37 protein-coding genes are annotated in these 23,585 nt (G+C 49.0%); 5 read left to right on the top strand and 32 right to left on the bottom strand.

Annotated features, from left to right (window positions below):
• The first annotated feature begins 143 nt into the window (after nucleotides 1–143).
• The 5 genes from KFF03_RS01010 (at nucleotide 144) to KFF03_RS00990 (ending at nucleotide 5,016) form a co-directional block, all read left to right on the top strand.
• Nucleotides 144–977, top strand: a complete 834-nt coding sequence (locus KFF03_RS01010) for a TRAP transporter TatT component family protein (protein WP_255858420.1) — start codon at nucleotides 144–146, stop codon at nucleotides 975–977.
• A gap of 29 nt (nucleotides 978–1,006) precedes the next feature.
• Nucleotides 1,007–2,026: a TRAP transporter substrate-binding protein DctP gene (gene dctP / locus KFF03_RS01005; protein ID WP_255858419.1), complete on the top strand. Its 1,020-nt coding sequence runs from the start codon at nucleotides 1,007–1,009 to the stop codon at nucleotides 2,024–2,026.
• Nucleotides 2,023–2,541: a TRAP transporter small permease gene (locus tag KFF03_RS01000; RefSeq protein ID WP_255858418.1), complete on the top strand. Its 519-nt coding sequence runs from the start codon at nucleotides 2,023–2,025 to the stop codon at nucleotides 2,539–2,541. Before dctP ends, KFF03_RS01000 begins: the two co-directional genes overlap by 4 nt.
• Entirely contained in the window at nucleotides 2,538–3,815 is a 1,278-nt protein-coding gene (locus KFF03_RS00995) for a TRAP transporter large permease (RefSeq protein ID WP_255858417.1), read from the top strand. The genes KFF03_RS01000 and KFF03_RS00995 overlap by 4 nt, the downstream gene beginning before the upstream one ends.
• A 313-nt stretch (nucleotides 3,816–4,128) precedes the next feature.
• Nucleotides 4,129–5,016, top strand: a complete 888-nt coding sequence (locus tag KFF03_RS00990; RefSeq protein WP_255858416.1) for an alpha/beta hydrolase — start codon at nucleotides 4,129–4,131, stop codon at nucleotides 5,014–5,016.
• Nucleotides 5,017–5,093: 77 nt separating this feature from the next.
• Here KFF03_RS00990 and rplQ read toward each other — a convergent pair whose 3' ends face one another.
• The 32 genes from rplQ to rpsL all read right to left on the bottom strand — a co-directional run bounded on the left by rplQ (nucleotide 5,094) and on the right by rpsL (nucleotide 23,533).
• Nucleotides 5,094–5,498 carry a 50S ribosomal protein L17 gene (gene rplQ, locus KFF03_RS00985; protein ID WP_068654971.1) on the bottom strand — a complete coding sequence of 135 codons (405 nt, stop codon included), beginning with the start codon at nucleotides 5,496–5,498 and terminating at the stop codon, nucleotides 5,094–5,096.
• A gap of 32 nt (nucleotides 5,499–5,530) precedes the next feature.
• Nucleotides 5,531–6,532 (bottom strand): DNA-directed RNA polymerase subunit alpha, encoded by a 1,002-nt coding sequence (gene rpoA / locus KFF03_RS00980; protein ID WP_255858415.1) that lies wholly within the window; start codon nucleotides 6,530–6,532, stop codon nucleotides 5,531–5,533.
• Between the two features lie 22 nt (nucleotides 6,533–6,554).
• A complete protein-coding gene (gene rpsD / locus KFF03_RS00975; RefSeq protein WP_255858414.1) occupies nucleotides 6,555–7,175 on the bottom strand; it encodes a 30S ribosomal protein S4 in 621 nt (206 codons plus the stop codon).
• A 12-nt stretch (nucleotides 7,176–7,187) separates the two neighbouring features.
• Complete coding sequence (rpsK, locus tag KFF03_RS00970; RefSeq protein ID WP_255858413.1) at nucleotides 7,188–7,577, bottom strand: 30S ribosomal protein S11; 390 nt, start codon at nucleotides 7,575–7,577, stop codon at nucleotides 7,188–7,190.
• A 91-nt stretch (nucleotides 7,578–7,668) separates the two neighbouring features.
• Nucleotides 7,669–8,025: a 30S ribosomal protein S13 gene (gene rpsM, locus KFF03_RS00965; RefSeq protein ID WP_255858412.1), complete on the bottom strand. Its 357-nt coding sequence runs from the start codon at nucleotides 8,023–8,025 to the stop codon at nucleotides 7,669–7,671.
• A gap of 130 nt (nucleotides 8,026–8,155) precedes the next feature.
• Nucleotides 8,156–8,272 (bottom strand): 50S ribosomal protein L36, encoded by a 117-nt coding sequence (gene rpmJ / locus KFF03_RS00960; RefSeq protein ID WP_255858411.1) that lies wholly within the window; start codon nucleotides 8,270–8,272, stop codon nucleotides 8,156–8,158.
• A 20-nt stretch (nucleotides 8,273–8,292) separates the two neighbouring features.
• Entirely contained in the window at nucleotides 8,293–9,615 is a 1,323-nt protein-coding gene (gene secY, locus KFF03_RS00955; RefSeq protein WP_255858410.1) for a preprotein translocase subunit SecY, read from the bottom strand.
• Complete coding sequence (rplO, locus tag KFF03_RS00950; protein ID WP_255858409.1) at nucleotides 9,615–10,049, bottom strand: 50S ribosomal protein L15; 435 nt, start codon at nucleotides 10,047–10,049, stop codon at nucleotides 9,615–9,617. The genes secY and rplO overlap by 1 nt, the downstream gene beginning before the upstream one ends.
• 1 nt (nucleotide 10,050) lies before the next feature.
• Nucleotides 10,051–10,236, bottom strand: coding sequence for a 50S ribosomal protein L30 (gene rpmD / locus KFF03_RS00945; protein ID WP_068443059.1), 186 nt, complete (start codon nucleotides 10,234–10,236; stop codon nucleotides 10,051–10,053).
• 5 nt (nucleotides 10,237–10,241) lie between these two features.
• Nucleotides 10,242–10,751 (bottom strand): 30S ribosomal protein S5, encoded by a 510-nt coding sequence (gene rpsE, locus KFF03_RS00940; RefSeq protein WP_255858408.1) that lies wholly within the window; start codon nucleotides 10,749–10,751, stop codon nucleotides 10,242–10,244.
• A 12-nt stretch (nucleotides 10,752–10,763) separates the two neighbouring features.
• Nucleotides 10,764–11,114 (bottom strand): 50S ribosomal protein L18, encoded by a 351-nt coding sequence (gene rplR, locus KFF03_RS00935; RefSeq protein WP_255858407.1) that lies wholly within the window; start codon nucleotides 11,112–11,114, stop codon nucleotides 10,764–10,766.
• 10 nt (nucleotides 11,115–11,124) lie between these two features.
• Nucleotides 11,125–11,658: a 50S ribosomal protein L6 gene (gene rplF / locus KFF03_RS00930; protein ID WP_255858406.1), complete on the bottom strand. Its 534-nt coding sequence runs from the start codon at nucleotides 11,656–11,658 to the stop codon at nucleotides 11,125–11,127.
• 12 nt (nucleotides 11,659–11,670) lie between these two features.
• Nucleotides 11,671–12,063 carry a 30S ribosomal protein S8 gene (gene rpsH / locus KFF03_RS00925; RefSeq protein ID WP_255858405.1) on the bottom strand — a complete coding sequence of 131 codons (393 nt, stop codon included), beginning with the start codon at nucleotides 12,061–12,063 and terminating at the stop codon, nucleotides 11,671–11,673.
• 125 nt (nucleotides 12,064–12,188) lie between these two features.
• Nucleotides 12,189–12,494 (bottom strand): 30S ribosomal protein S14, encoded by a 306-nt coding sequence (gene rpsN / locus KFF03_RS00920; protein ID WP_255858404.1) that lies wholly within the window; start codon nucleotides 12,492–12,494, stop codon nucleotides 12,189–12,191.
• Between the two features lie 12 nt (nucleotides 12,495–12,506).
• The gene (gene rplE, locus KFF03_RS00915; RefSeq protein WP_255858403.1) at nucleotides 12,507–13,046 is read right to left on the bottom strand and encodes a 50S ribosomal protein L5; all 540 of its coding nucleotides are present in this window, start codon (nucleotides 13,044–13,046) and stop codon (nucleotides 12,507–12,509) included.
• Between the two features lie 18 nt (nucleotides 13,047–13,064).
• Nucleotides 13,065–13,379, bottom strand: coding sequence for a 50S ribosomal protein L24 (gene rplX / locus KFF03_RS00910; protein WP_255858402.1), 315 nt, complete (start codon nucleotides 13,377–13,379; stop codon nucleotides 13,065–13,067).
• A 13-nt stretch (nucleotides 13,380–13,392) separates the two neighbouring features.
• Entirely contained in the window at nucleotides 13,393–13,761 is a 369-nt protein-coding gene (rplN, locus tag KFF03_RS00905; RefSeq protein ID WP_068654997.1) for a 50S ribosomal protein L14, read from the bottom strand.
• A 31-nt stretch (nucleotides 13,762–13,792) separates the two neighbouring features.
• Nucleotides 13,793–14,053 carry a 30S ribosomal protein S17 gene (rpsQ, locus tag KFF03_RS00900; protein ID WP_068655000.1) on the bottom strand — a complete coding sequence of 87 codons (261 nt, stop codon included), beginning with the start codon at nucleotides 14,051–14,053 and terminating at the stop codon, nucleotides 13,793–13,795.
• Nucleotides 14,054–14,055: 2 nt separating this feature from the next.
• Nucleotides 14,056–14,247, bottom strand: coding sequence for a 50S ribosomal protein L29 (rpmC, locus tag KFF03_RS00895; RefSeq protein ID WP_255858401.1), 192 nt, complete (start codon nucleotides 14,245–14,247; stop codon nucleotides 14,056–14,058).
• On the bottom strand, nucleotides 14,247–14,660 hold the full coding sequence (rplP, locus tag KFF03_RS00890) for a 50S ribosomal protein L16 (RefSeq protein WP_068655001.1): 414 nt from the start codon (nucleotides 14,658–14,660) through the stop codon (nucleotides 14,247–14,249). Before rplP ends, rpmC begins: the two co-directional genes overlap by 1 nt.
• A gap of 12 nt (nucleotides 14,661–14,672) precedes the next feature.
• Nucleotides 14,673–15,365 (bottom strand): 30S ribosomal protein S3, encoded by a 693-nt coding sequence (rpsC, locus tag KFF03_RS00885; protein WP_068655003.1) that lies wholly within the window; start codon nucleotides 15,363–15,365, stop codon nucleotides 14,673–14,675.
• Between the two features lie 11 nt (nucleotides 15,366–15,376).
• A complete protein-coding gene (rplV, locus tag KFF03_RS00880; RefSeq protein WP_255858400.1) occupies nucleotides 15,377–15,709 on the bottom strand; it encodes a 50S ribosomal protein L22 in 333 nt (110 codons plus the stop codon).
• Nucleotides 15,710–15,724: 15 nt separating this feature from the next.
• Nucleotides 15,725–16,000 (bottom strand): 30S ribosomal protein S19, encoded by a 276-nt coding sequence (gene rpsS, locus KFF03_RS00875; protein ID WP_255858399.1) that lies wholly within the window; start codon nucleotides 15,998–16,000, stop codon nucleotides 15,725–15,727.
• A gap of 17 nt (nucleotides 16,001–16,017) precedes the next feature.
• Nucleotides 16,018–16,845, bottom strand: a complete 828-nt coding sequence (gene rplB, locus KFF03_RS00870; RefSeq protein WP_255858398.1) for a 50S ribosomal protein L2 — start codon at nucleotides 16,843–16,845, stop codon at nucleotides 16,018–16,020.
• Nucleotides 16,846–16,858: 13 nt separating this feature from the next.
• Nucleotides 16,859–17,155, bottom strand: coding sequence for a 50S ribosomal protein L23 (rplW, locus tag KFF03_RS00865; RefSeq protein WP_255858397.1), 297 nt, complete (start codon nucleotides 17,153–17,155; stop codon nucleotides 16,859–16,861).
• Nucleotides 17,152–17,754: a 50S ribosomal protein L4 gene (gene rplD / locus KFF03_RS00860; protein ID WP_255858396.1), complete on the bottom strand. Its 603-nt coding sequence runs from the start codon at nucleotides 17,752–17,754 to the stop codon at nucleotides 17,152–17,154. Before rplD ends, rplW begins: the two co-directional genes overlap by 4 nt.
• Nucleotides 17,755–17,757: 3 nt before the next feature.
• Nucleotides 17,758–18,390, bottom strand: coding sequence for a 50S ribosomal protein L3 (gene rplC / locus KFF03_RS00855; protein ID WP_255858395.1), 633 nt, complete (start codon nucleotides 18,388–18,390; stop codon nucleotides 17,758–17,760).
• A 112-nt stretch (nucleotides 18,391–18,502) separates the two neighbouring features.
• Entirely contained in the window at nucleotides 18,503–18,814 is a 312-nt protein-coding gene (gene rpsJ / locus KFF03_RS00850; protein WP_068655016.1) for a 30S ribosomal protein S10, read from the bottom strand.
• Nucleotides 18,815–19,046: 232 nt separating this feature from the next.
• Nucleotides 19,047–20,270 (bottom strand): elongation factor Tu, encoded by a 1,224-nt coding sequence (gene tuf / locus KFF03_RS00845; protein ID WP_255858394.1) that lies wholly within the window; start codon nucleotides 20,268–20,270, stop codon nucleotides 19,047–19,049.
• Between the two features lie 41 nt (nucleotides 20,271–20,311).
• Complete coding sequence (fusA, locus tag KFF03_RS00840) at nucleotides 20,312–22,420, bottom strand: elongation factor G (RefSeq protein ID WP_255858393.1); 2,109 nt, start codon at nucleotides 22,418–22,420, stop codon at nucleotides 20,312–20,314.
• 123 nt (nucleotides 22,421–22,543) lie between these two features.
• Nucleotides 22,544–23,014, bottom strand: a complete 471-nt coding sequence (gene rpsG, locus KFF03_RS00835) for a 30S ribosomal protein S7 (protein ID WP_068660962.1) — start codon at nucleotides 23,012–23,014, stop codon at nucleotides 22,544–22,546.
• 147 nt (nucleotides 23,015–23,161) lie between these two features.
• On the bottom strand, nucleotides 23,162–23,533 hold the full coding sequence (rpsL, locus tag KFF03_RS00830; RefSeq protein WP_068655045.1) for a 30S ribosomal protein S12: 372 nt from the start codon (nucleotides 23,531–23,533) through the stop codon (nucleotides 23,162–23,164).
• Nucleotides 23,534–23,585: the final 52 nt, after the last annotated feature.

Genomic DNA, 23,585 nt, shown 5'->3' with positions numbered 1-23,585 from the left:
CCCCAACATAAGGCATCACAAAACGCAGTGTTGCCTTGTGTTGATTAATTCGTCGATGGTTTCCATCGTATGGGCATAACCTTTCTGCCACAGTCAGTGTACAATCCGCGCTCTGTTATTCAGCCACTGATTCAGCATTGATTATGAAACTGCTTCTCAGCCTTCTTGTATTTTCTTTTTTAACGGCCTGCTCTGTAGGTAACCTGCCGAATAATTTGTCTCGCTCCATGATGAATCAGGAAGACCCGGAAGTTGTCGCCGCCGGGGCTCCCGCTTATTTGTTGTTACTGGATGCCCTGATTCTGACCTACCCGGATGACGAAGAGTTTTTACTCGCTGGCGCACGCCTTTATGGTGCTTATGCTGGTGTATTTGCAGAAGACGAAAGTCAGGCCAAGTTGATGGCCAACAAAGCCATGGATTATGCCCGTCGTGCCTTGTGTGAATACGACGACGATTTATGTCTGGCAACCGAAGGCCAGCTGGATGAACTCACGACGTTATTGAACGACGAATACGATGAAGACGATGTTCCGGTCGTTTATGCCTTCGCGTCAGCTTGGGCTGGCTGGATTCAGGCCAACAGTGATGACTGGAATGCGATCGCTCAGGTCGGCAAAGTCAAAGCCATGATGCAATGGGTGGTTGGTTATGAACCGGATTATGACAACGCCACGGTACAGGTTTATCTGGGTGTGCTGGAAACCCAGCTGCCGCCATCTCTGGGTGGCAAGCCGGAAGTGGGCCGCAACTATTTTGAACAAGCCCTGGCCTACACCAATGATCGCCATCTGATGGCCAAAGTGTTGTTTGCTAAGCAATACGCTCGCCTGTTATTCGATCAGGAACTCCACGACCGCTTACTGCAGGAAACACTGGATGCCGACCCAGAAATGGAAGGCCTGACTCTGATCAACACGTTAGCTCAACGCCAGGCCGCCGAATTATTGGCTGAGTCTGCCGAGTACTTTGAATAATTACCGCTAAAAAGCACGAGAGAATCACCATGAAATACATCTCTGGTTTATTGCTGGCACTGATGCTGAGTAGCCCGGTTGTCAGCGCCGCCACACTGAAAATTGCGACGTTAGCGCCAGATGGTACTAACTGGATGAAACTGATGCGCCAGGCCGCTAAAGACATCAAGCAACAAACCGATGGCCGGGTGAAGATCAAGTACTTCCCGGGCGGCGTACAAGGCAGCGATAAAAGTGTGCTGCGTAAGATGCGTATTCGCCAGCTTCAGGGCGGTGCCGTTTCCACCGGCGCAATGGCACACATCGCCAGTGCCGCACTGCTGTATAACCTGCCCTTCACGTTCCGCAATCTGGACGAAGTTCGTGCCGTGCGCAATGAGTTTGATCCGGTAATCGCACAGGCATTAGCTGATAAAGGCTACATCATGCTGGGCTTATCAGAAGGTGGTTTTGCTTACCTCATGTCTGACAAACCGTTAAAAACTTCCGATGACGTTCGTACTCAGAAAGTCTGGGTACCAGAGGGTGATATTGTCAGCCAAACGACGTTTGAAGCAGGTAATGTGGAACCCATTTCATTACCGGTATCGGATGTCTACACCAGCCTGCAAACCGGCTTAATTGATACCATTGCGGCCAACCCAACCGGTACCATTGCCATGCAATGGCACACCAAACTGAACTACGCCACCGACTTTCCGTTAATTTTTCTGTTCGGCATGATGATTGTTGATGAGCGTGCGTTTAACAAACTGAGCACAGCAGATCAGACCATTGTGCGCCAAACCATGGCGGATACCTTTAAAGCAATGGACGCTCAAAACGAGAAAGACGAAATTGGTGCCCGAAAAGCATTGGAGCAAAACGGCATGACGTTTGTGGAACTGTCAGATGCGGATAAAGCACTGTGGCAGGAACTGGCGAATAAAGCGCTGGCTGAACTCAAGGCCAAAAATGTGTATCCGGCTGATGTCTTTGCTCGCTTACAGCAAACGCTGGAAAATTATCGTCAGCAACAACCTCAACAACAAACAGCGACAGCAGAATGAAGCCAGGCCTGCTCAACACAATATTGCGCTGGGTCTACCGCGCGGAAGATGCCGTGCTGATTTTGTTGTTGTTGGCCATGATCGTCCTGGCAGGCATCGACATCATTGCCCGCTCGGTATTTGGTGGCGGCATCACCTGGGTACCACCCCTGTTGCGCGTTATGGTGCTGTGGCTTGGCTTATTGGGCGCTTTGCTGGCGACCCGAACTCGCGAACACATCGCCATCGATATCATTAACCGTATGGCGGGCGACACGGTGAAGCGCATCAGTGCTGTCATTACTTCACTCTTCGCTACCTTTGTATGTGCGGTTATTGCCTGGCACAGCAAAGAGTTTGTTGCCGGTTCCATGGAATACGATGATATCGCGTTTGCACGCGTCCCCGCCTGGCCGTTACAGGTAATTATCCCGCTCAGCTTTGGTCTGATGGCACTGCGTTTTGCCATACAAGCCGTTAACAGCGCACTCTACGGATTACCGCAAGAACAAGAAAATGCGGAGGCCTCCGCATGAGCATTCTGGTTCCTCTGATTCTGCTGTTATTGGCACTCGCGGGTGCGCCATTATTTACCGTTATCGCGGCGTCAGCTTTATGGGGGTTTTATCAGACCGATGTTGATCTGCAGGTGATGGCGGTTGAGATTTATCGCGTAGCTGAGATGCCAGTACTGATTGCGATTCCTCTCTTTACCTTTGCCGGTTATTTGTTGGGTGAGAGTAAGGCACCACAACGTCTGGTACGCATTACAGACGCCTTTCTGGGTTGGATGCCAGGTGGTCTGGCGATTGTTGCTTTGGTTGCCTGTGCTCTATTCACCGCCTTTACTGGCGCATCCGGCGTGACCATTGTGGCGTTAGGTGCCTTATTGGTTCCGGCTCTGCAGAAGGCAGGCTATCGTCAGCAGTTTAACTTAGGCCTGGTTACTACCTCCGGTAGCCTGGGTCTGTTATTTGCGCCGTCTTTGCCGCTGATCTTATACGGTGTGGTAGCGCAACAAATGGCGCTGGATACTCCGGTCAGCATTGATGATTTATTCCTGGCTGGTTTACTCCCGGGTGGTTTGATGTTGCTGGCGTTATCCGTTTACGCGGCCCTACAGCCACGCGAACACCATAAAACCGACCATACTTTTGACAAAGCAGAAGCCTGGGCGGCACTTAAAGACACGGCCTGGGAAATTCCCTTACCAATCGTGGTGCTCGGCGGTATTTATTCCGGCTTTTTTGCTGTATCGGAAGCAGCAGCGATCACTGCGTTTTACGTATTAGTGGTAACCGTATTGATCCGCCGTGAAATCAGCTTTGAGAAGCTTCCAGGAGTGATGCGCGACTCGATGAAACTGGTCGGTGCGATTCTGCTGATTCTGGCCGTATCGCTGGCATCGACCAACTATATGATTGATGCCGGAATTCCTGAGCAGATTTTTGATTTTATTCAGCAACACGTGAGTGATGGCTTTACCTTCCTGTTGCTACTGACACTGTTCCTGCTGGTACTGGGCATGATGCTGGATATCTTCTCAGCGATTGTCATTATGATTCCTATCATTCTGCCAATCGCTGTAGAGTACGGTATTCATCCGATTCACCTGGGTATTTTATTCCTGGCGAATATGCAGCTGGGTTATTTTACTCCGCCTGTCGGGATGAATCTGTTTATTGCCAGCTTCCGCTTTAATCAACCAGTAATGACACTCTATCGAGCGACACTGCCATTCTTCTTTATCCTGTTGATCACCGTTTTGATCATCACCTATGTTCCGCAACTGAGCCTGGCTTTGCTGTGATTCCATAACTTTTGATCCTTGAGGTCGTGATCACCACGACCTCAAGGAACAGTCTGTTAATAGAAATCATATCAATCGAGACATTTCTTTACTGCCGCTTGCCAATCATGACGAGCACTTGCCCAAACTGACGGTGACATTCGCTATATTGTTTTCCGTGGTCGCAGCCTTTTAGGCGGGGCAGCAACCATGTTCATGATCCTCTTCTCACGGATGAGTAGACTTTCTCTCCAACGGCTAACGGGTTAACCTGTTAGCCGTTTTTTTATACAATTTTTTTCAAATATAAGAACAAATAAAACGGAGAAGAAGCATGGCGAGTCTGATGGCTAAGATCAGCGGTAAAGTCGTGGAGTTTCTGGTAAAGCCAACGTTTCAGCCTGACTTTCCTATTCAGAAACAACGTAAAAGGCTCGATTTCCTTCAGAAGTTTGCGCCAATGCCACTAACAGTGGAAAAAATCGAGATAACCATCGATGGCGTTCCCGCCTGGCGATTAACACCTTTGAATGCGTCCGGCAGCAATCAGCAGTTATTGTATCTTCACGGTGGTGGATATGTTTCCGGCTCTCCACAAAGCCATGGAGACATGGTCGCGCGATTAGCCCGTGAAAGCCGCTTAACCACCACCCTGATCGATTATCGACTCGCACCAGAGCATCCCTTCCCGGCAGGCCTGGACGACGCAATCACAGCCTATAAAGTCCTGGCTCAACAAGGGCCTGTGTATATCGGTGGCGATTCTGCCGGAGGCGGGCTGACACTGGCACTGATGCAGCGCATCAGAGAGTTAAGCTTACCGAGCCCGGAAGCCTTAATCTTATTCTCACCCTGGACTGATCTTGCCTGTAGCGGTGACACATTTGATGCACGTTCAAACAGAGAGAAACTGCTATCACCCGGCTGGATTCGTAAAATGGTGCCATCGTATGCCGGTGAAACACCACTGAGCGAACCATTAATTTCGCCACTGAATGCCGATTTCAGCGGTTTTCCACCAACATTGATACAAGTGGGCAGTGAAGAGATTCTTTACAGCGACAGCGCCCGACTGCACGAAAAAATGAACCATGCGGGTGTGCGTGTTGTATTAAGTGAATACCCTGAAATGTGGCATGTTTTCCAACTTCATGCGGGCTATATGCCAGAGTCTAAACAAGCATTGAAGGAAGTTGCACGCTTTATTCGCAGCCTCCATTAGAAACCGCTCAGACGAGCATAAAAAAACCCGTGCTCTTTTCAGAACACGGGTTTTTTTGTTCGGCTGAACCGCGAATATTATTCGCCAGCTTCTTCCTGAACTTCTTCAACGTCGGCTTCAACAACCGGACGATCAACAAGCTCAACATAAGCCATAGGTGCATTATCACCCGCACGGAAGCCACATTTCATAATACGAATGTAACCACCTGGACGGTCTTGGTAACGCGGACCCAGATCAGTGAACAGTTTACCTACTGCTTCTTTGCTACGAGTACGAGCAAAGGCCAGACGGCGGTTAGCAACTGAGTCTTCTTTTGCAAGAGTAATCAGTGGCTCAGCTACACGACGCAGCTCTTTTGCCTTTGGCAGAGTAGTCTTAATGATTTCATGCTCGAACAAGCTCACCGCCATGTTTTTGAACATGGCTTGACGGTGTGCGCTTGTACGATTGAAGTGACGACCACTTTTACGATGACGCATGGTTTAATTCCTTACTAACTGAACGTTAAAGCTTACGCTAAAACCTTATCGTCGTTACGCAGAGAAGCTGGCGGCCAGTTCTCTAAGTGCATACCCAACGACAGACCACGGGAAGCCAGAACGTCTTTGATTTCAGTCAGAGACTTCTTACCTAAGTTTGGAGTCTTCAACAGCTCTACTTCAGTACGCTGGATCAGATCACCGATGTAGTAAATGTTTTCTGCTTTCAGACAGTTAGCCGAACGAACAGTTAACTCCAGATCATCTACTGGACGCAGCAGGATCGGGTCAATCTCTTCTTCTTCGCGTTGCTGTTCAACAACTTCTTCGTTTTCCAGGTTCACGAAGATGGCTAATTGCTGTTGCAAGATGGTCGCAGAACGACGGATCGCTTCTTCCGGATCAATAGTTCCGTTGGTTTCTAAATCGATAACCAACTTATCCAGGTCAGTACGCTGTTCTACACGCGCAGAGTCTACGCTGTAAGAAACACGCTTAACCGGGCTGAACGTTGCGTCTAATTGCAGTTTACCAATCGCCTTGGTTTCTTCATCGTTTTGATTACGAGCTTCAACAGTTTCGTAACCACGACCAGAAGCTACCTTCAGGGTCATTTTCAGTTCAGTGCCTTCGCCCAGATGAGCGATAACATGATCTGGGTTTGCAATTTCAACACCGTGATCCAGTTGAATATCGGCAGCAGTGACTGCGCCAGGACCCATTTTGCTTAAGCTCAGAGTCGCTTCGTCGCGTTCGTGCAATTTGACTGCAACGCCTTTCAGGTTCAGTAAGACTTCAATTACGTCTTCCTGAACACCTTCAATTGCGCTGTACTCATGCAGTACGCCATCGATTTCGCATTCAACGATTGCTGCGCCCGGCATGGACGACAACAGGATACGACGTAATGCGCTGCCCAAAGTATGACCGAAACCACGTTCCAGTGGCTCCAGAGTAACCTTGGCATGGGTAGTGTTTACTTCGTCAACTTGGATATGACGAGGAGTTAAAAACTCATTAACTGCACGCTGCATAGCTGCCCCTTAAGTTCCTCTATTATTTAGAGTAAAGTTCCACGATCAGGTTTTCGTTGATCTCTGCTGGGAGATCAGCGCGCTCAGGAACTGCTTTGAAAGTCCCTTCCATCTTGCCAGCGTTAACATCAATCCAGCCACAATCGGCACGGTTGCCTGCTAACTCAAGCGCAGTTTTAATACGATCCTGTGACTTAGACTTCTCACGTACTGCAACTACATCACCAGACTTAACCTGGTAAGAAGCAACGTTGACAGACTTGCCGTTAACGATGATAGCTTTGTGAGAAACTAATTGACGTGCTTCCGCGCGAGTAGAGCCGAAGCCCATGCGGTAAACAACGTTGTCCAGACGTGACTCAAGAAGTTGCAGCAGGTTTTCACCGGTTGCGCCTTTACGACGAGCTGCTTCTTTGTAGTAGCCACGGAATTGCTTTTCCAGAACACCATACAGACGACGTACTTTTTGCTTTTCGCGCAGCTGCAGACCGTAGTCTGACAGACGACCGCGGCCTGCACCGTGTACACCTGGTTTGGTTTCTGCTTTACATTTAGAGTCCAGTGGACGCACGCCGCTCTTCAGGAACAGGTCCGTTCCTTCACGACGAGACAGTTTACACTTAGGACCAATATAACGTGCCATATTTCTGCCTCCTTATACGCGACGCTTCTTAGGTGGACGACAACCGTTATGTGGGATCGGCGTTACATCAGTGATGTTGCTGATCTTATAACCACATGCGTTCAGAGCACGAACTGCTGATTCACGACCTGGACCCGGGCCTTTAACCTCTACGTCCAGATTCTTCAGACCATACTCTTTGGCTGCTTCGCCAGCGCGCTCTGCAGCTACCTGAGCCGCGAAAGGAGTGCTCTTACGAGAACCACGGAAACCAGAACCACCGGCGGTTGCCCATGACAGAGCGTTACCTTGGCGATCAGTAATGGTCACGATGGTATTGTTAAAAGAGGCGTGGATGTGCGCAATGCCATCGACGACCGTCTTTTTAACTTTTTTCTTAGTTGATCTATTTGGCTTAGCCATTTTTAAATCCTGCTTTTAATATCAACACTGCAACAAGTCGAATGCAGCTACACTAAAAGTCCGATTCGTAAATGAATTAACAAACTGTTAATTACTTACGGATCGGCTTACGCGGACCCTTACGGGTACGTGCGTTCGTTTTAGTACGCTGACCGCGAAGTGGCAGGCTACGACGGTGGCGAATACCGCGGAAGCAACCCATGTCCATCAAACGTTTGATGTTCATTTGTACTTCACGACGAAGATCACCTTCTACCGTGTACTTAGCAACTTCGTTACGAACAACATCCAGTTGATCTTCGCTCAGTTCACCAATTTTGGTGCTCTCAGCAATGCCTGTAGCGGCACAGATTTTCTGGGCAGTTGTTTGACCAATGCCAAAAACATAAGTCAAAGAAATAACTGCATGCTTGTTGTCAGGAATGTTGACACCGGCAATACGGGCCATATGTCTAACTCCGATACTTTACTTAATGAAAGGGCGCAAAATAGTACAGATGGCTTGATCAAAAATCAAGCCATCTGAATATTTTAAGGCACCCGCCTTGCCAGGAGTAAACTCCTGAGCTGTCAGAGGATTAACCCTGACGTTGTTTGTGCTTAGGATCTACTGAGCAGATCACTCGCACACTGCCGTTACGACGAATGACTTTGCATTCACGACAGATTTTCTTAACAGACGCACGTACTTTCATGACAGTCTCCTAAATCCGGCTCAGCGAGCTGAACCAAAATTCTTCAGGTTTGCTTTCTTCATCAGTGATTCGTATTGGTGTGACATCAGATGCGATTGCACTTGAGCCATAAAGTCCATTACAACAACCACGACGATCAGCAGCGAAGTTCCACCGAAGTAGAAAGGCACATCCGCAGCAACTACCAGGAATTGCGGCATCAGACAGACTGCGGCAATGTACAGAGATCCGAACAAGGTCAGGCGACCCAATACGCTATCGATGTACTTGGCAGTTTGTATTCCAGGGCGAATACCCGGGATAAATGCACCTGACTTCTTCAGGTTCTCAGCTACATCTTTCGGGTTGAACATCAACGCTGTGTAGAAGTAGCAGAAGAATATGATACCGGCCGCAAATAATACGATGTACAGCGGCTGACTTGGCGCTAACGCAAGGCTAACGTCCTGCAGCCATTCCATACCTTCACTCTGGCCAAACCATTGACCCAGAGATGCTGGGAACAACAGTAAGCTGGAAGCGAAGATCGCTGGAATCACACCGGCCATATTCAGTTTCAATGGTAAATGACTGGATTGCGCCGCCATCATCTGACGACCTTGCTGACGTTTAGCATAGTTGATGGTGATACGACGTTGGCCGCGTTCTACGAAGACAACAAAACCAATAACAACTACCGCCAAAGCAGCAATAACCAGCAATACCAGAATATTCAGGTCACCCTGACGCGCAGACTCGAAAGCCTGACCAATTGCACTTGGCAAACCAGCAACAATACCTGCAAAGATCAGAATGGAGATGCCGTTACCGATACCACGCTCGGTAACCTGCTCACCCAGCCACATCATAAACACGGCACCGGCAACAAATGACGGTACAGCAGCGATGTAGAAATCCAATCCGCTTGAGAAAGTGACGCCCTGACCAGCTAAACCAGCCGAGACGCCAAAGGCTTGAATGGTCGCCAGCAATACCGTGCCATAGCGCGTGTATTGCGTGATTTTACGGCGACCCGCCTCACCTTCTTTCTTTAATTGTTCCAGCTGTGGGCTCACTGCCGTTAACAATTGCATGATAATCGATGCCGAAATGTACGGCATGATACCCAATGCCAGGATACTCATGCGTTCCAGTGCACCACCAGAGAACATGTTGAACATTTCCAGGATCGTGCCCTGGTTCTGTTCAAACAGACGCGACAGTGCATCCGGGTTGATCCCAGGTACCGGGATATGGGTACCAATTCGATATACAACAATTGCCAGAAGTACGAAACGGATGCGAGCCCAAAGCTCGCTTAATCCGGATTGCATACCCTGTGGTAATGAGCCTTGCCTAGCCATTAGTCTTCGACCTTTCCACCTGCCGCTTCAATAGCAGCTTTAGCGCCTTTAGTGACTTTTAAACCTTTTACGGTTACAGCTTTTTTCACTTCACCGGACAGAATCACACGAGCTTCTTTGATCTTCTCGCCGATTACGTCAGCCGCTTTCAGTGCAGCCAGATCTACCACGTCGCCTTCAACCAGCGCTAATTCGTTCAGACGAATTTCAGCAACATATTGTGCTTTGCGCGAAGTGAAACCGAACTTAGGCAGACGACGGTGAATAGGCATCTGACCGCCTTCAAAACCTGGTGCTACCTTACCGCCAGAACGAGACTTCTGACCTTTGTGACCACGACCACCAGTCTTACCCAGACCAGAGCCGATACCACGGCCAACACGTTTAGCAACAGGCTTGGAACCAGGAGCTGGGCTCAATTCATTGAGACGCATATTACTCTCCTTCGACCTTAACCATGTATTGAACTTGGTTGATCATGCCGCGAACAGAAGGAGTATCTTCCAGTTCAACAGTGTGACCAATACGACGCAGACCCAAACCTTTCATGGTTTCGCGGTGCTTAGGCAGTTTGCCAATCGTGCTGCGAGTTTGGGTTACTTTTACGGTTTTCTTAGCCATAACAATTACCCCAGAATCTCTTCAACAGACTTGCCACGCTTCGCTGCAACCTGCTCAGGTGATTTCATCTGAGCCAGACCGTTGAAAGTTGCACGAACAACGTTCACCGGGTTAGTTGAGCCATAGCACTTAGCCAGTACGTTTTTAACACCAACCATTTCCAGTACTGCACGCATCGCACCACCGGCGATGATACCAGTACCTTCAGATGCAGGCTGCATGTAAACCTGTGCACCAGAGTGACGGGCTTTAACTGGGTATTGCAGAGTGCTGCCGTCCAACTGTACGGAAACCATGTTGCGTTTTGCTTGTTCCATAGCCTTTTGAATTGCCATTGGCACTTCACGAGACTTACCACGACCAAAACCTACACGACCAGCGCCATCGCCAACCACGGTCAGAGCAGTGAAGGCGAAGATACGACCACCTTTTACTACTTTGGCTACACGGTTAACCTGAACCAGCTTCTCTTGCAGTTCGCTTTCGTTACGTTCTACACGTTCATTATTTGCCATGATCTTTACCCTTTAGAATTCCAGGCCGTTTTCACGAGCCGCATCAGCCAGAGCTTTAACACGACCATGGTATTTGAAACCGGAACGATCAAATGCAACTTTCGTTACACCAGCTTCTTTCGCACGTTCGGCGATCAGCTGACCAACTTTGGAAGCGGCATTAACATTACCAGTGATTTCGTTACGCAGATCAGCTTCTACCGTAGAAGCAGTAGCCAAGACGGTAGCGCCATTGGCAGAGATGATCTGTGCGTAGATGTGTCTGGGCGTACGATGAACGCACAGACGTACCGCGCTCTTCTCACGGATATGTGAGCGAGTTTTCTGAGCACGGCGCAAACGAGCTTTTTTCTTCTCATTCATGGCCTAGACCTTACTTTTTCTTGGCTTCTTTACGACGCACATTTTCATCAGCATAACGAACACCTTTACCTTTATAAGGCTCTGGTGGACGGTAGCCACGGATTTCTGCTGCAACCTGACCAACTTTCTGCTTGTCGATACCTTTGATAACGACTTCAGTTTGGCTAGGAGTTTCGGCTTTAACGCCTTCTGGCAGCTCATAATCAACAGGATGAGAGAAGCCTAATGACAGATTCAGAGTGTTGCCGGATGCTTTCGCACGGTAACCAACACCTTGCAGGATCAGTTTTTTCTCAAAGCCTTCAGATACACCTTTAACCATGTTGTTAACCAGTGCACGGAAAGTACCAGCTAAAGCGTTAGCCGCTTTACCGCCAGCCTTTGGAGCAAACTTCAGTACGTTCTCTTCCTGGCTGATAGCCACGTCGGCGTGAACGTCCAGGTCTAACTGACCTTGCTTACCTTTGATCGAAATTTTGTCGTCAGCCAGTTTTACTTCAACACCGGCTGGAATAGCGACAGGAGCCTTTGCTACGCGAGACATCGTTAATACTCCTTAGAATACGGTCGCGATAACTTCACCGCCAACGCCCGCAGCACGAGCAGCACGATCAGTCATAACGCCTTTAGAAGTGGAAACGATAGCAACGCCTAAGCCTGCCTCTACTTTAGGTAAATCAGCAGCACCTTTGTACTGACGCAGGCCTGGACGGCTTACACGCTCAATACGCTCGATTACTGGCTTACCTTCGTAGTATTTCAGGTCGATGGTCATCGTTGGTTTAACGGACTCTTCGACAGAAAAACCACTGATGTAACCTTCGGCTTCAAGAACCTGAGCTACGGATTTTTTGATTTTTGAAGACGGCATGCTCACATTCGTATGACCAGCTTGCTGGGCATTACGAATGCGGGTGAACATATCCGCCAACGTGTCTTGCATACTCATTTTAAATATACCTCGGTTGTACAGCGCCCCAAACAGCGATAAGAACGCGCACCTATCAACTATTGCTGAAAATTTCAGCAATAGATTAAAAAACAGGCGCGCATTCTACAGCTTTTGGGAATTGCTTACCAACTAGCTTTTTTCAGGCCAGGGACATTACCCTTCATGCCTTCTTCGCGCAACTTAATGCGAGACAGTTTGAACTTACGGTATACACCGTGAGGACGACCTGTCATCTGACAACGACGCTGCAGACGGCTCGCGGAAGAATCGCGCGGCAGTTTTTGCAGTGCCATTTGTGCAGTCCAACGCTCTTCGTCAGAAGAGTTTGGATTTTTGATGATGGCTTTCAGTTCTTCACGCTTAGCGCCGAACTTAGCGACCAACTTTTCACGCTTCAGTTCACGCTGCTTCATGCCAATCTTTGCCATGTTACAAACTCCTTAGTTACGGAACGGGAACTGCAGCGCTTTCAGCAGAGCGCGGCCTTCGTCGTTAGTGTTAGCTGTTGTCGTGATGGTGATATCCATACCACGGATTTTGTCTACTTTATCGTATTCAATTTCCGGGAAGATGATCTGTTCCTTCACACCCATGCTGTAGTTACCACGACCATCGAATGATTTCGGGTTAATACCGCGGAAGTCACGAACACGTGGCAGAGAAATATCTACCAAACGGTCCAGGAATTCCCACATACGGTCGCGACGCAGGGTTACTTTACAGCCAATTGGCCAGCCTTCACGAACTTTGAAGCCCGCTACTGACTTACGTGCCTTAGTAACAACCACTTTCTGACCAGCAATTGCTTCCATATCGGCAACAGCGCTGTCCAGCAGTTTTTTGTCACCTAATGCTTCACCAACACCCATGTTCAGGGTGATTTTGGTGATTTTAGGCACTTGCATAATGTTTTGGTAACCAAACTCTTCTTTCAGCTTGGCTACTACTTCTTCTTTGTACAGTTTTTCTAAACGTGACATAGCAGTATCCAGCTCCGATTAGGCGTCCAGTTGTTCGCCTGTGGATTTGAAGATACGTACCTTTTTGTCGCCTTCAACTTTAAAGCCAACGCGGTCAGCTTTTTCAGTTTTAGCGTTCCAGATAGCAACGTTAGAAGCCTGAATGCCAGCTTCTTTATCAACGATGCCACCTGGCTGTTGCAGGTACGGGTTTGGTTTCTGGTGTTTTTTCACCATGTTAATGCCGGATACGATCAGGCGACCGTCAGCCAGTACTTTTTGTACTTTGCCGCGCTTGCCTTTGTCTTTACCAGCAATAACTACTACTTCGTCATTTTTGCGAATCTTTAACATAGTCACCCCTCCCTTACAGCACTTCAGGTGCCAGGGAAATGATTTTCATGAATTGCTCAGAACGCAGTTCACGAGTAACAGGGCCAAAGATACGGGTACCAATTGGCGCATTAGATGCGTTCAACAGTACAGCAGAGTTGACGTCAAAACGGATGATAGAACCATCCGGACGACGTACACCTTTACGGGTACGTACAACTACTGCGGTCATCACCTGACCTTTTTTCACTTTACCGCGTGGAATTGCTTCCTTAACGGATACCTTGATCAAGTCGCCGATGCCAGCGTAGCGACGATGCGAGCCACCCAGTACTTTGATGCACTGAACTCGCTTCGCGCCACTGTTATCAGCAACGTCAAGCATGGTTTGCGTTTGGATCATGCCTATCGCTCCTTAGTAACTGCGCCTGGTATTAAACCTTGGCGGCGCGCTCGTCGATACTTACCAGCGCCCAAGTCTTGTTTTTAGACAGTGGGCGAGACTCTTTAACAGTAACGGTGTCACCAATCTGACACTCGTTATTGGCGTCGTGGGCCATAACCTTGGTTGATTTTTTCACGAACTTTTTATAGATCGGATGCTTAACGCGACGCTCAACCAATACAGTGATGGACTTGTCCATCTTGTTGCTGACGACACGACCACTCAGGGTACGAACAGTTGTCTCAGTCATGATTATTCACCTGCCTTCTGTGCCAGCACGGTTTTAACGCGAGCGATATCACGACGAGTCTGGCCGATCAGATGAGTCTGACCCAGCTGACCTGTCGCTTTCTGCATGCGCAGTTTAAATTGATCGCTCAACAGTTCTTCCAGCTGAGATTGCAGCTCAGCCACTGATTTTTCTTTCAGTTCACTTGCTTTCATCACAGCACCGTCCGTTTAACAAATTCAGTTTTGAAAGGCAGTTTCGCTGCAGCAAGAGAGAACGCTTCACGCGCCAGCTCTTCAGGAACACCTTCCATCTCGTACAGAACGCGACCTGGCTGAATCTGAGCAACCCAGTATTCAACGTTACCCTTACCTTTACCCTGACGAACTTCCAGAGGCTTAGCAGTAATAGGTTTGTCTGGGAATACACGGATCCAGATTTTACCGCCACGCTTCACCTTACGGGTCATCGCACGACGGGCTGCTTCAATTTGACGAGAGGTCATACGACCACGGCCGGTAGCTTTCAGGCCGAACTCGCCGAAGCTCACTTTAGAGCCACGAATTGCCAAACCGCGGTTGCGGCCGGTCTGAACCTTACGGAACTTGGTACGTTTTGGTAACAACATATCTAATTCCCCTTATGAACGACCGGATTTCTTTTTACCCTGGCTGCTCTTAGCGCGGTCACGGACTTCTTGAATTCCGCCCAGGATCTCACCTTTGAAGATCCAAACCTTAACGCCAATCACACCGTAGGTAGTGTGTGCTTCGTACGTTGCGTAGTCGATGTCTGCACGCAGAGTGTGCAGCGGTACACGACCTTCGCGATACCACTCAGAACGAGCGATCTCAGCACCACCTAAACGGCCGCTCACCTGGATCTTGATACCTTCAGCACCACCACGCATAGCGTTTTGTACTGCACGCTTCATAGCGCGACGGAACATCACTCGACGCTCCAGCTGGCTTGCAACACTTTGTGCTACCAGTTTGGCATCCAGATCTGGCTTACGAACTTCTTCAATGTTGATGTGTACCGGAATACCCATCAACTCGCTTACGTCTTTGCGCAGAACTTCAACGTCTTCGCCTTTTTTACCAATCACGATGCCTGGACGGGCAGTGTGGATGGTTACTTTGGCGTTTTGCGCAGGACGCTCAATAACAACTTTGCTTACTGAAGCTTTCTCTAAACGCTTTTCGATCAGAGAACGAACAGCGATGTCAGTCAGCAGGTTGTCGGCATACTTATCCTTACCGGCATACCAGACCGAATTGTGGTCTTTAGTAATACCTAAGCGGATACCGGTTGGATGAACTTTTTGACCCATCTGACCAACTCCTATTCAGAAACTTTCACAGTGATGTGACAAGTACGCTTTAAGATGCGGTCCGCACGGCCTTTTGCACGTGGACGGATACGCTTCATAGTCATACCTTCATCAACAAACACAGTTGATACGCTCAGCTCATCGACATCAGCACCGTTGTTGTGCTCAGCATTGGCAATCGCAGATTCCAATACTTTTTTCATGATGTCGGCGCCTTTACGACCACTGAATGCCAGAATATCCAGCGCTTCAGCGACGTTTTTGCCGCGGATCTGATCCGCAACCAGGCGTGCTTTTTGTGCAGATAAGCGAGCACCACGTAATACAGCGGCTACTTCAGACATATTTCACCCCTCCTATTAACGCTTGGCTTTCTTATCTGCCACGTGACCTTTGTAGGTACGTGTCAGAGCGAATTCGCCGAGTTTATGACCAACCATGTCTTCAGTTACGAAAACAGGTACGTGTTGTTTGCCGTTGTGTACAGCAATTGTCAGCCCCACGAAATCTGGAAAGATAGTGGAGCGACGAGACCAAGTCTTGATCGGACGCTTGTCGTTCTTCTCAAGAGCGGCTTCTACCTTGGTCATCAAGTGATGGTCAATAAATGGACCTTTTTTCAATGAACGTGGCACAGTTCAATCCTCTCTAATTATTTCGCAGAACGACGGCGAACGATAAGTTTATCGGTACGCTTATTCTTACGAGTCTTGTAACCTTTAGTCGGAACGCCCCAAGGAGTAACAGGGTGACGACCACCAGAGGTACGACCTTCACCACCACCGTGTGGGTGATCTACCGGGTTCATAACCACACCGCGAACGGTAGGACGAACACCGCGCCAGCGCGACGCACCAGCTTTACCCAGTTCACGCAGTGCGTGCTCTGAATTACCAACCTCACCGAGGGTAGCGCGACAATCAGACAGAACCTTACGCATTTCGCCGGAACGCAGACGCAGTGTGCAGTAAGCACCTTCACGTGCAACCAGCTGAGCAGAAGTACCCGCAGAACGAGCGATCTGACCGCCTTTACCTGGTTTCAATTCGATGTTGTGAACCACAGAACCAACCGGGATGTTACGCAAAGACATTGCGCTACCTGGTTTGATCGGTGCTTCTTCACCAGACATGATCTGATCACCAGCAGAAACGCCTTTTGGTGCCAGAATGTAACGACGTTCACCGTCTGCGTACTTTAGCAGAGCGATGTTAGCGCTACGGTTTGGATCGTATTCCAGACGTTCAACAACTGCCGGGATACCATCTTTATTACGCTTGAAGTCGATAACACGGTAGTGTTGCTTGTGACCACCACCAATGTGACGAGTGGTGATACGACCGTTGTTGTTACGACCACCAGACTTTGACTTCTTCTCTAACAGAGCTGCAAAAGGCTTACCTTTGTGCAGTTCGCTGTTAACGACTTTTACAAGGTGGCGGCGGCCAGCTGAAGTCGGTTTAGTTTTTACTAATGCCATAACTTAGCTCCCCTTATTCCGCGTCTGCAAAGTCGATGTCTTGGCCATCAACCAGGCGAACGTAGGCTTTGCGAATGTCGTTACGCTTGCCCATACCGCGAGCGGTACGCTTGGTTTTGCCTTTGATGTTAACGGTTTGAACAGACTGAACTTTTACTTCGAACAGTGCTTCAACCGCTTTTTTGATTTCAGGCTTAGTCGCATCTGGAGCAACACGGAATACGTATTGACCGGCTTTCTCTGCAACGATGGTTGCTTTTTCAGAGATGTGCGGCGCAACTAATACTTGATAGATACGTTCTTGGTTCATGCGTAGGTCTCCTCAAGTTTTTTCAGAGCGTCTACAGTTACCAGAACTTTATCGAATGCGATCAGGCTAACCGGATCAATTGCTGCAGCTTCAGTAACACCAACATGTGGCACGTTACGAGCAGCCAGATACAGTTTTTCGTCAACTTCACCGGCAACGATTAATACGTTATCCAGGTTCAGTTCATTCAGCTTGGCAACAAATTCTTTCGTCTTATGAGATTCAACTGCGAAAGAATCAGCAACGATTAAACGCTCCTGACGAACCAGCTCAGACAGAATGGCCTGCATCGCAGCGCGATACATCTTCTTGTTTACTTTCTGAGAGAAGTCACGTGGACGAGCAGCAAAAGTAACACCACCTGAACGCCAGATAGGAGAGCTAGCAGTACCTGCACGGGCACGACCAGTTCCTTTTTGACGCCATGGCTTAGCGCCACCGCCAGCAACATCAGAACGGCTTTTCTGAGCTTTAGAGCCCTGACGAGCACCTGCCAGATAAGCAGTTACAACCTGGTGAACCAGAGATTCGTTGAATTCACGACCAAAGGCTACATCAGAAACAGCTACCGCTGCACCAGAGTTAGTTTTCAGTTCCATTGCTTACCCCTTAGCCTTTACAGCTGGTTTAACAATTACATCGGAACCAGTCGCACCTGGAACAGCACCTTTGATCAACAGCAGATTGTTTTCTGCGTCAACGCGCACAACCTCAAGACCCTGAGTAGTTACCTGCTCAGCACCCATATGGCCTGCCATTTTCTTACCTTTCCATACGCGGCCTGGTGTTTGACACTGACCGATAGAACCAGGAGCACGGTGAGACAAAGAGTTACCGTGAGTTGCATCCTGAGTAGAGAAGTTCCAACGCTTAACACCGCCCTGGAAACCTTTACCTTTAGAAGTACCGGTTACGTCTACCTTTTGACCTGCTTCGAATTGCTCAACAGACAAGCTTTCGCCTACTGCCAGCGCTTCTTCAGTACGGAATTCCAGAAGACCACGACCAGCTTCAACATTTGCTTTCGCAAAGTGGCCGCCTTCCGGCTTAGAAACGCGAGAAGCTTTCTTCTCACCATAAGTAACCTGCAGTGCACTGTAACCGTCAGTTTCGGCGGTTTTAACTTGAGTAATGCGGTTAGGCGCTACTTCAAGCACAGTTACAGCAACAGATTGACCTGCTTCAGTAAATACGCGAGTCATGCCCGCCTTTTTACCGACAATACCAATTGCCATTTTGTATTTCCTCTCGTGTACGGGGCTTAACCCACTATGGCCGCCCAGTTTTCACTCGGTATAAGTGAACGGGCGTTACACAGAGCACTGTGTAAGGGGAAATTCGTAAGAATTAACCCAGGCTGATCTGAACTTCCACACCGGCTGCCAGATCCAGCTTCATCAGCGCATCAACTGTTTTCTCAGTTGGCTCAACGATGTCGAGCATGCGCTTGTGAGTACGGATTTCGTACTGATCACGCGCGTCTTTATTAACGTGCGGAGAGATCAGAACGGTGAAACGCTCTTTACGAGTAGGCAGTGGAATAGGACCACGAACCTGAGCGCCCGTACGTTTAGCGGTTTCAACAATCTCCTGAGTCGAAGAATCGATCAGACGATGGTCAAATGCTTTCAAACGGATACGGATACGTTGGTTTTGCATCACCAAACTCCCAAAATCAAAGAACCAGAACCGCGTTGGATAGCGATTCCTCTATTTTCCCCTAATAAAAGGGACGCGAATTGTATGCGGCTGTACAAAAAGTGTCAAGCCAATAAAAAAAGGCCGCACCCCGCGAGGGATGAAGCCTTTTCTTTTTTGAAGCAAGTGATTGATTTTCAACCACTTACCTTAGAGCAAAAATTTATTTTTTTACTCTGTAAGACAGCAAGTCTTATTCAACAATAGACGCTACAACACCAGCGCCTACAGTACGACCGCCTTCACGGATCGCAAAACGCAGACCTTCGTCCATCGCAATCGGAGCGATCAGCTCAACAGACAGAGTCACGTTGTCACCTGGCATTACCATTTCAACGCCTTCTGGCAGCTCAACAGCACCGGTTACGTCAGTCGTACGGAAGTAGAACTGTGGACGGTAGCCTTTGAAGAATGGCGTGTGACGACCACCTTCATCTTTACCCAGTACGTAAACTTCTGAAGTGAACTTGGTGTGAGGAGTGATAGAACCTGGCTTAGCCAGTACCTGACCACGCTCAACTTCGTCACGCTTAGTACCACGCAGCAGAACACCAACGTTCTCACCTGCACGGCCTTCGTCCAGAATCTTACGGAACATTTCTACACCAGTACAAGTAGTGGTAGTAGTTTCCTTGATACCGATGATCGCAACTTCTTCACCAGTATTGATGATGCCGCGCTCAACACGACCAGTTACAACAGTACCACGGCCCTGGATAGAGAATACGTCTTCGATTGGCATGATGAAGTCGCCGTCGATTGCACGCTCTGGCTCTGGGATGTATTCGTCCAGAGTTTCTACCAGCTTCTTAACAGCGGTAGTACCCATTTCGTTGTCGTCTTCGCCGTTCAGAGCCATCAGAGCAGAACCTGGGATGATTGGCGTGTCGTCACCTGGGAAGTCGTATTCAGACAGCAGGTCACGCAGTTCCATTTCAACCAGTTCCAGCATCTCTGCGTATTCTTCAGAGTCTGCGCCGCCGCAGTCTTCAGCCAGCAGGTCAGCTTTGTTCAGGAATACCACGATGTATGGCACGCCAACCTGACGAGACAGCAGGATGTGCTCACGAGTCTGAGGCATTGGGCCGTCAGTAGAACCACATACCAGGATAGCGCCGTCCATTTGAGCAGCACCGGTGATCATGTTCTTAACATAATCCGCGTGTCCCGGGCAGTCTACGTGTGCGTAGTGACGGCTTGGGGATTCGTATTCAACGTGAGAAGTTGAGATGGTGATACCACGCTCACGCTCTTCTGGTGCGTTATCGATACCTTCGAATGCAACCAGCTCACCGCCCCAAACTTCCGCGCATACGCGAGTCAGTGCAGCAGTCAAAGTAGTTTTACCATGGTCAACGTGACCGATGGTGCCAACGTTTACGTGCGGTTTGGAACGCTCAAATGTTTCCTTAGCCATAAAACACCTCGTTAAAGATTATGTGATTACTATTTACTAAATTAGTAACGGTTAATAATTGCTTCGGCGACACTGGAAGGTGCTTCCGCATATTTTTCAAATTCCATCGAGTAGGTCGCACGACCCTGCGATGCTGAACGCAGATCGGTTGCATAACCGAACATTTCTGCCAGCGGCACAGAGGCATTCACGACCTTTCCGGATGGAGAATCTTCCATTCCACTGATCAGGCCACGACGACGATTCAGGTCACCGACCACATCGCCCATGTAATCCTCAGGGGTTACCACTTCAACTTTCATCATTGGCTCCATCAGAACGGGAGACCCTTCCTGACCAAGCTTTTTAGTCGCCTGTGAAGCAGCAATCTTAAACGCCATTTCGTTCGAATCGACGTCATGGAAAGAACCATCGAACAGAGTAGCTTTCAGGCCCAACAGCGGATAACCCGCCAGTACGCCGTTTTTCATCTGCTCTTCAATACCTTTTTCAACCGCCGGGATGTATTCGCGCGGAATAGCACCACCGGTGATTTCATTCACAAACTCCAGCCCTTCTTCCATCTCATCTTCAGACGGCTCAAAGCGCACGACCACGTGACCATACTGACCACGACCACCGGATTGCTTAGCGAACTTGTGATTAATTTCGACGACTTGAGAGATCTTCTCGCGGTAGGCCACCTGCGGCTTACCAACGTTACACTCAACTTTAAATTCACGCTTCATACGATCGACAATAATATCGAGGTGAAGCTCACCCATACCAGAAATAATGGTCTGGCCGGATTCCTCGTCAGTTTCTACCCGGAAAGATGGGTCTTCCTGAGCTAATTTGCCCAGCGCAATGCCCATCTTTTCCTGATCCGCCTGAGACTTGGGTTCAACCGCCACCGAGATAACCGGCTCCGGGAACTCCATACGCTCAAGGGTAATACGATTCTTCTGGTCCTGATTACACAAGGTGTCACCGGTAGTGACATCTTTCAGACCAATCAACGCGGCAATATCGCCGGCGCGCACTTCTTTAATTTCTTCACGCGAGTTGGCGTGCATCTGCACCATACGACCAACACGCTCACGCTTGCCTTTCACTGGGTTCCATACCGCATCACCCGACTGCAACACGCCAGAGTAAACCCGCACAAAAGTCAGTGTGCCCACAAACGGGTCAGTGGCGATTTTGAAGGCCAGGGAAGCAAACGGTTCTTCATCGGAGGCATGACGTTCAGCGGTGCTTTCGTCTTTATCGTCAAGAATACCTTCGATGGCCTTCACCTCAGTCGGCGACGGCATAAATTCGATGACAGCGTCCAGTACCGCCTGCACACCTTTATTCTTAAAGGCGGAGCCGCAAGTTACCAGAACCGCTTCATTAGCCAGCGTTTGCTGACGCAGCGCCTGCTTGATCTCTTCCTCAGACAGATCACCCTCTTCCAGGTATTTTTCCATCAAATCATCGGAAGCCTCAGCTGCGGCTTCGAGCATGTGCTCGCGCCATTCAGCAGCAACATCGGTCAGATCAGCCGGGATATCTTCGTAAGTGAAGGTAGTACCCTGATCTTCCTCATTCCACATAATGGCTTTCATTTTGATCAGATCGACCACGCCTTTGAATTCATCTTCAGCGCCAATATTGATCTGAATCGGAACCGCATTTGCGCCTAAACGCTCTTTAAGCTGCTCAACCACCATAAAGTAGTCAGCACCAGCACGGTCCATTTTGTTTACGAAGACCATACGTGGCACTTCGTATTTATTGGCCTGACGCCAAACGGTTTCAGTCTGAGGCTGAACACCGGACGATCCACACAGCACAACAACCGCACCATCCAGCACACGCAAAGAACGCTCTACCTCAATGGTAAAGTCCACATGCCCAGGAGTATCAATAATATTGACACGATGCTCATCGAACTGTTTTCCCATACCTGACCAGAAACAGGTCGTTGCAGCTGAGGTGATGGTAATTCCACGCTCCTGCTCCTGCTCCATCCAGTCCATTGTTGCTGCACCGTCATGCACCTCACCAATTTTGTGAGAAACACCGGTATAGAACAAAACACGCTCGGTCGTTGTGGTTTTACCCGCATCAACGTGCGCACAGATACCAATATTACGATAACGTTCAATCGGAGTAGTACGAGCCACTGTAATAGAGTCCTTACTGGTTGGTCTTGGGATCAGTTAAGGCGACCCGCGAACGGAGCCAGCCTTAACAATGGGCGCTTCAGAACAGCGCCCAGTTTCTCAAACCACTGTGTTTCAGATAACTTAGAAACGGTAGTGAGAGAAAGCTTTGTTAGCTTCAGCCATACGGTGAACGTCTTCACGTTTCTTAACCGCAGCGCCTTTGCCTTCAGCAGCGTCCATCATTTCGTTAGCCAGACGCTGAGCCATGGATTTTTCACCACGGGAACGAGCAGCATCTACTAACCAACGCATAGCCAGAGCCATACGACGAGCAGGACGTACTTCAACAGGAACCTGGTAAGTAGCACCACCAACACGGCGGCTCTTAACTTCCACGATAGGCTGGATAGCCTCTAAAGCAGCATCAAACAGCTCAACCGGGTTACCACCCTGCTTTGCTTCAACTGCATCCAGTGCACCGTAAACGATTTTTTCGGCGATGGATTTTTTACCACTGATCATTACGTGGTTCATAAATTTTGCCAGTGTAACGTTTCCGAATTTCGGATCTGGCAGAATCTCGCGTTTGGCGGCGACTCTTCTTCTTGGCATGATAAGCCCTCTTTAGGTCTTCAGGTCAGCCTGAGCATGTTGACACTGTGGTTAAACACATTCGATAACACGTTGCTCAGCCTTACTCTTATCTTGTGTCGTAAGACACCCTCTGTGCTGCACACAGGCAGACTTAACAAGAGGATGTTACTTAGGACGCTTAGCACCGTACTTAGAACGACCTTGCTTACGATCAGCAACGCCAGAAGTATCCAAAGTACCGCGAACAGTGTGATAGCGAACACCAGGTAAGTCTTTAACACGACCACCACGGATCAGAACAACACTGTGCTCTTGCAGGTTGTGACCTTCACCACCGATGTAGGAAGTCACTTCAAAACCGTTCGTTAAACGCACACGACATACTTTACGCAGTGCCGAGTTAGGCTTTTTAGGGGTAGTGGTGTATACACGAGTACATACGCCACGACGCTGTGGACATGCCTGCAGTGCAGGTACGTCGCTCTTAGCCACTTTGCGCTTACGAGGCTTACGAACCAACTGGTTGATTGTAGCCATTTAGCTAACTCCAAAATGTCTTTAAAGGAACCCTTTTCAGGCAGACGCAAGA

Source organism: Bacterioplanoides sp. SCSIO 12839, from assembly GCF_024397975.1.
Classification (GTDB): Bacteria; Pseudomonadota; Gammaproteobacteria; order Pseudomonadales; family Oceanobacteraceae; genus Bacterioplanoides.
This window is presented reverse-complemented; position numbering and strand designations above follow the sequence as displayed.

Excerpts from the sequence above, each read along its gene's own strand:
- rplF (WP_255858406.1), bottom strand. The coding sequence starts at position 11,658 with ATGTCTCGCGTAGCAAAGGCTCCTGTCGCTATTCCAGCCGGTGTTGAA.
- rplV (WP_255858400.1), bottom strand. The coding sequence starts at position 15,709 with ATGTCTGAAGTAGCCGCTGTATTACGTGGTGCTCGCTTATCTGCACAA.
- rpsH (WP_255858405.1), bottom strand. The coding sequence starts at position 12,063 with ATGAGTATGCAAGACACGTTGGCGGATATGTTCACCCGCATTCGTAAT.
- rplQ (WP_068654971.1), bottom strand. The coding sequence starts at position 5,498 with ATGCGTCATCGTAAAAGTGGTCGTCACTTCAATCGTACAAGCGCACAC.
- rplX (WP_255858402.1), bottom strand. The coding sequence starts at position 13,379 with ATGTTAAAGATTCGCAAAAATGACGAAGTAGTAGTTATTGCTGGTAAA.
- rpsE (WP_255858408.1), bottom strand. The coding sequence starts at position 10,751 with ATGGCAAATAATGAACGTGTAGAACGTAACGAAAGCGAACTGCAAGAG.
- rpsD (WP_255858414.1), bottom strand. The coding sequence starts at position 7,175 with ATGGCACGTTATATTGGTCCTAAGTGTAAACTGTCTCGTCGTGAAGGA.
- rpsC (WP_068655003.1), bottom strand. The coding sequence starts at position 15,365 with ATGGGTCAAAAAGTTCATCCAACCGGTATCCGCTTAGGTATTACTAAA.
- KFF03_RS01000 (WP_255858418.1), top strand. The coding sequence starts at position 2,023 with ATGAAGCCAGGCCTGCTCAACACAATATTGCGCTGGGTCTACCGCGCG.
- KFF03_RS00995 (WP_255858417.1), top strand. The coding sequence starts at position 2,538 with ATGAGCATTCTGGTTCCTCTGATTCTGCTGTTATTGGCACTCGCGGGT.
- rpmC (WP_255858401.1), bottom strand. The coding sequence starts at position 14,247 with ATGAAAGCAAGTGAACTGAAAGAAAAATCAGTGGCTGAGCTGCAATCT.
- rpsG (WP_068660962.1), bottom strand. The coding sequence starts at position 23,014 with ATGCCAAGAAGAAGAGTCGCCGCCAAACGCGAGATTCTGCCAGATCCG.
- rplO (WP_255858409.1), bottom strand. The coding sequence starts at position 10,049 with ATGCGTCTCAATGAATTGAGCCCAGCTCCTGGTTCCAAGCCTGTTGCT.
- rplC (WP_255858395.1), bottom strand. The coding sequence starts at position 18,390 with ATGGCAATTGGTATTGTCGGTAAAAAGGCGGGCATGACTCGCGTATTT.
- rpmD (WP_068443059.1), bottom strand. The coding sequence starts at position 10,236 with ATGGCTAAGAAAACCGTAAAAGTAACCCAAACTCGCAGCACGATTGGC.
- rpsN (WP_255858404.1), bottom strand. The coding sequence starts at position 12,494 with ATGGCAAAGATTGGCATGAAGCAGCGTGAACTGAAGCGTGAAAAGTTG.
- KFF03_RS01010 (WP_255858420.1), top strand. The coding sequence starts at position 144 with ATGAAACTGCTTCTCAGCCTTCTTGTATTTTCTTTTTTAACGGCCTGC.
- rplB (WP_255858398.1), bottom strand. The coding sequence starts at position 16,845 with ATGGCATTAGTAAAAACTAAACCGACTTCAGCTGGCCGCCGCCACCTT.
- secY (WP_255858410.1), bottom strand. The coding sequence starts at position 9,615 with ATGGCTAGGCAAGGCTCATTACCACAGGGTATGCAATCCGGATTAAGC.
- dctP (WP_255858419.1), top strand. The coding sequence starts at position 1,007 with ATGAAATACATCTCTGGTTTATTGCTGGCACTGATGCTGAGTAGCCCG.
- rpsQ (WP_068655000.1), bottom strand. The coding sequence starts at position 14,053 with ATGACTGAGACAACTGTTCGTACCCTGAGTGGTCGTGTCGTCAGCAAC.
- rpmJ (WP_255858411.1), bottom strand. The coding sequence starts at position 8,272 with ATGAAAGTACGTGCGTCTGTTAAGAAAATCTGTCGTGAATGCAAAGTC.
- rplD (WP_255858396.1), bottom strand. The coding sequence starts at position 17,754 with ATGGAACTGAAAACTAACTCTGGTGCAGCGGTAGCTGTTTCTGATGTA.
- rpoA (WP_255858415.1), bottom strand. The coding sequence starts at position 6,532 with ATGCAGCGTGCAGTTAATGAGTTTTTAACTCCTCGTCATATCCAAGTT.
- rplE (WP_255858403.1), bottom strand. The coding sequence starts at position 13,046 with ATGTCACGTTTAGAAAAACTGTACAAAGAAGAAGTAGTAGCCAAGCTG.
- tuf (WP_255858394.1), bottom strand. The coding sequence starts at position 20,270 with ATGGCTAAGGAAACATTTGAGCGTTCCAAACCGCACGTAAACGTTGGC.
- rplN (WP_068654997.1), bottom strand. The coding sequence starts at position 13,761 with ATGATCCAAACGCAAACCATGCTTGACGTTGCTGATAACAGTGGCGCG.
- rplW (WP_255858397.1), bottom strand. The coding sequence starts at position 17,155 with ATGAACCAAGAACGTATCTATCAAGTATTAGTTGCGCCGCACATCTCT.
- rpsM (WP_255858412.1), bottom strand. The coding sequence starts at position 8,025 with ATGGCCCGTATTGCCGGTGTCAACATTCCTGACAACAAGCATGCAGTT.
- rpsL (WP_068655045.1), bottom strand. The coding sequence starts at position 23,533 with ATGGCTACAATCAACCAGTTGGTTCGTAAGCCTCGTAAGCGCAAAGTG.
- rpsK (WP_255858413.1), bottom strand. The coding sequence starts at position 7,577 with ATGGCTAAGCCAAATAGATCAACTAAGAAAAAAGTTAAAAAGACGGTC.
- rplR (WP_255858407.1), bottom strand. The coding sequence starts at position 11,114 with ATGAATGAGAAGAAAAAAGCTCGTTTGCGCCGTGCTCAGAAAACTCGC.
- KFF03_RS00990 (WP_255858416.1), top strand. The coding sequence starts at position 4,129 with ATGGCGAGTCTGATGGCTAAGATCAGCGGTAAAGTCGTGGAGTTTCTG.
- rplP (WP_068655001.1), bottom strand. The coding sequence starts at position 14,660 with ATGTTGTTACCAAAACGTACCAAGTTCCGTAAGGTTCAGACCGGCCGC.
- rpsJ (WP_068655016.1), bottom strand. The coding sequence starts at position 18,814 with ATGCAAAACCAACGTATCCGTATCCGTTTGAAAGCATTTGACCATCGT.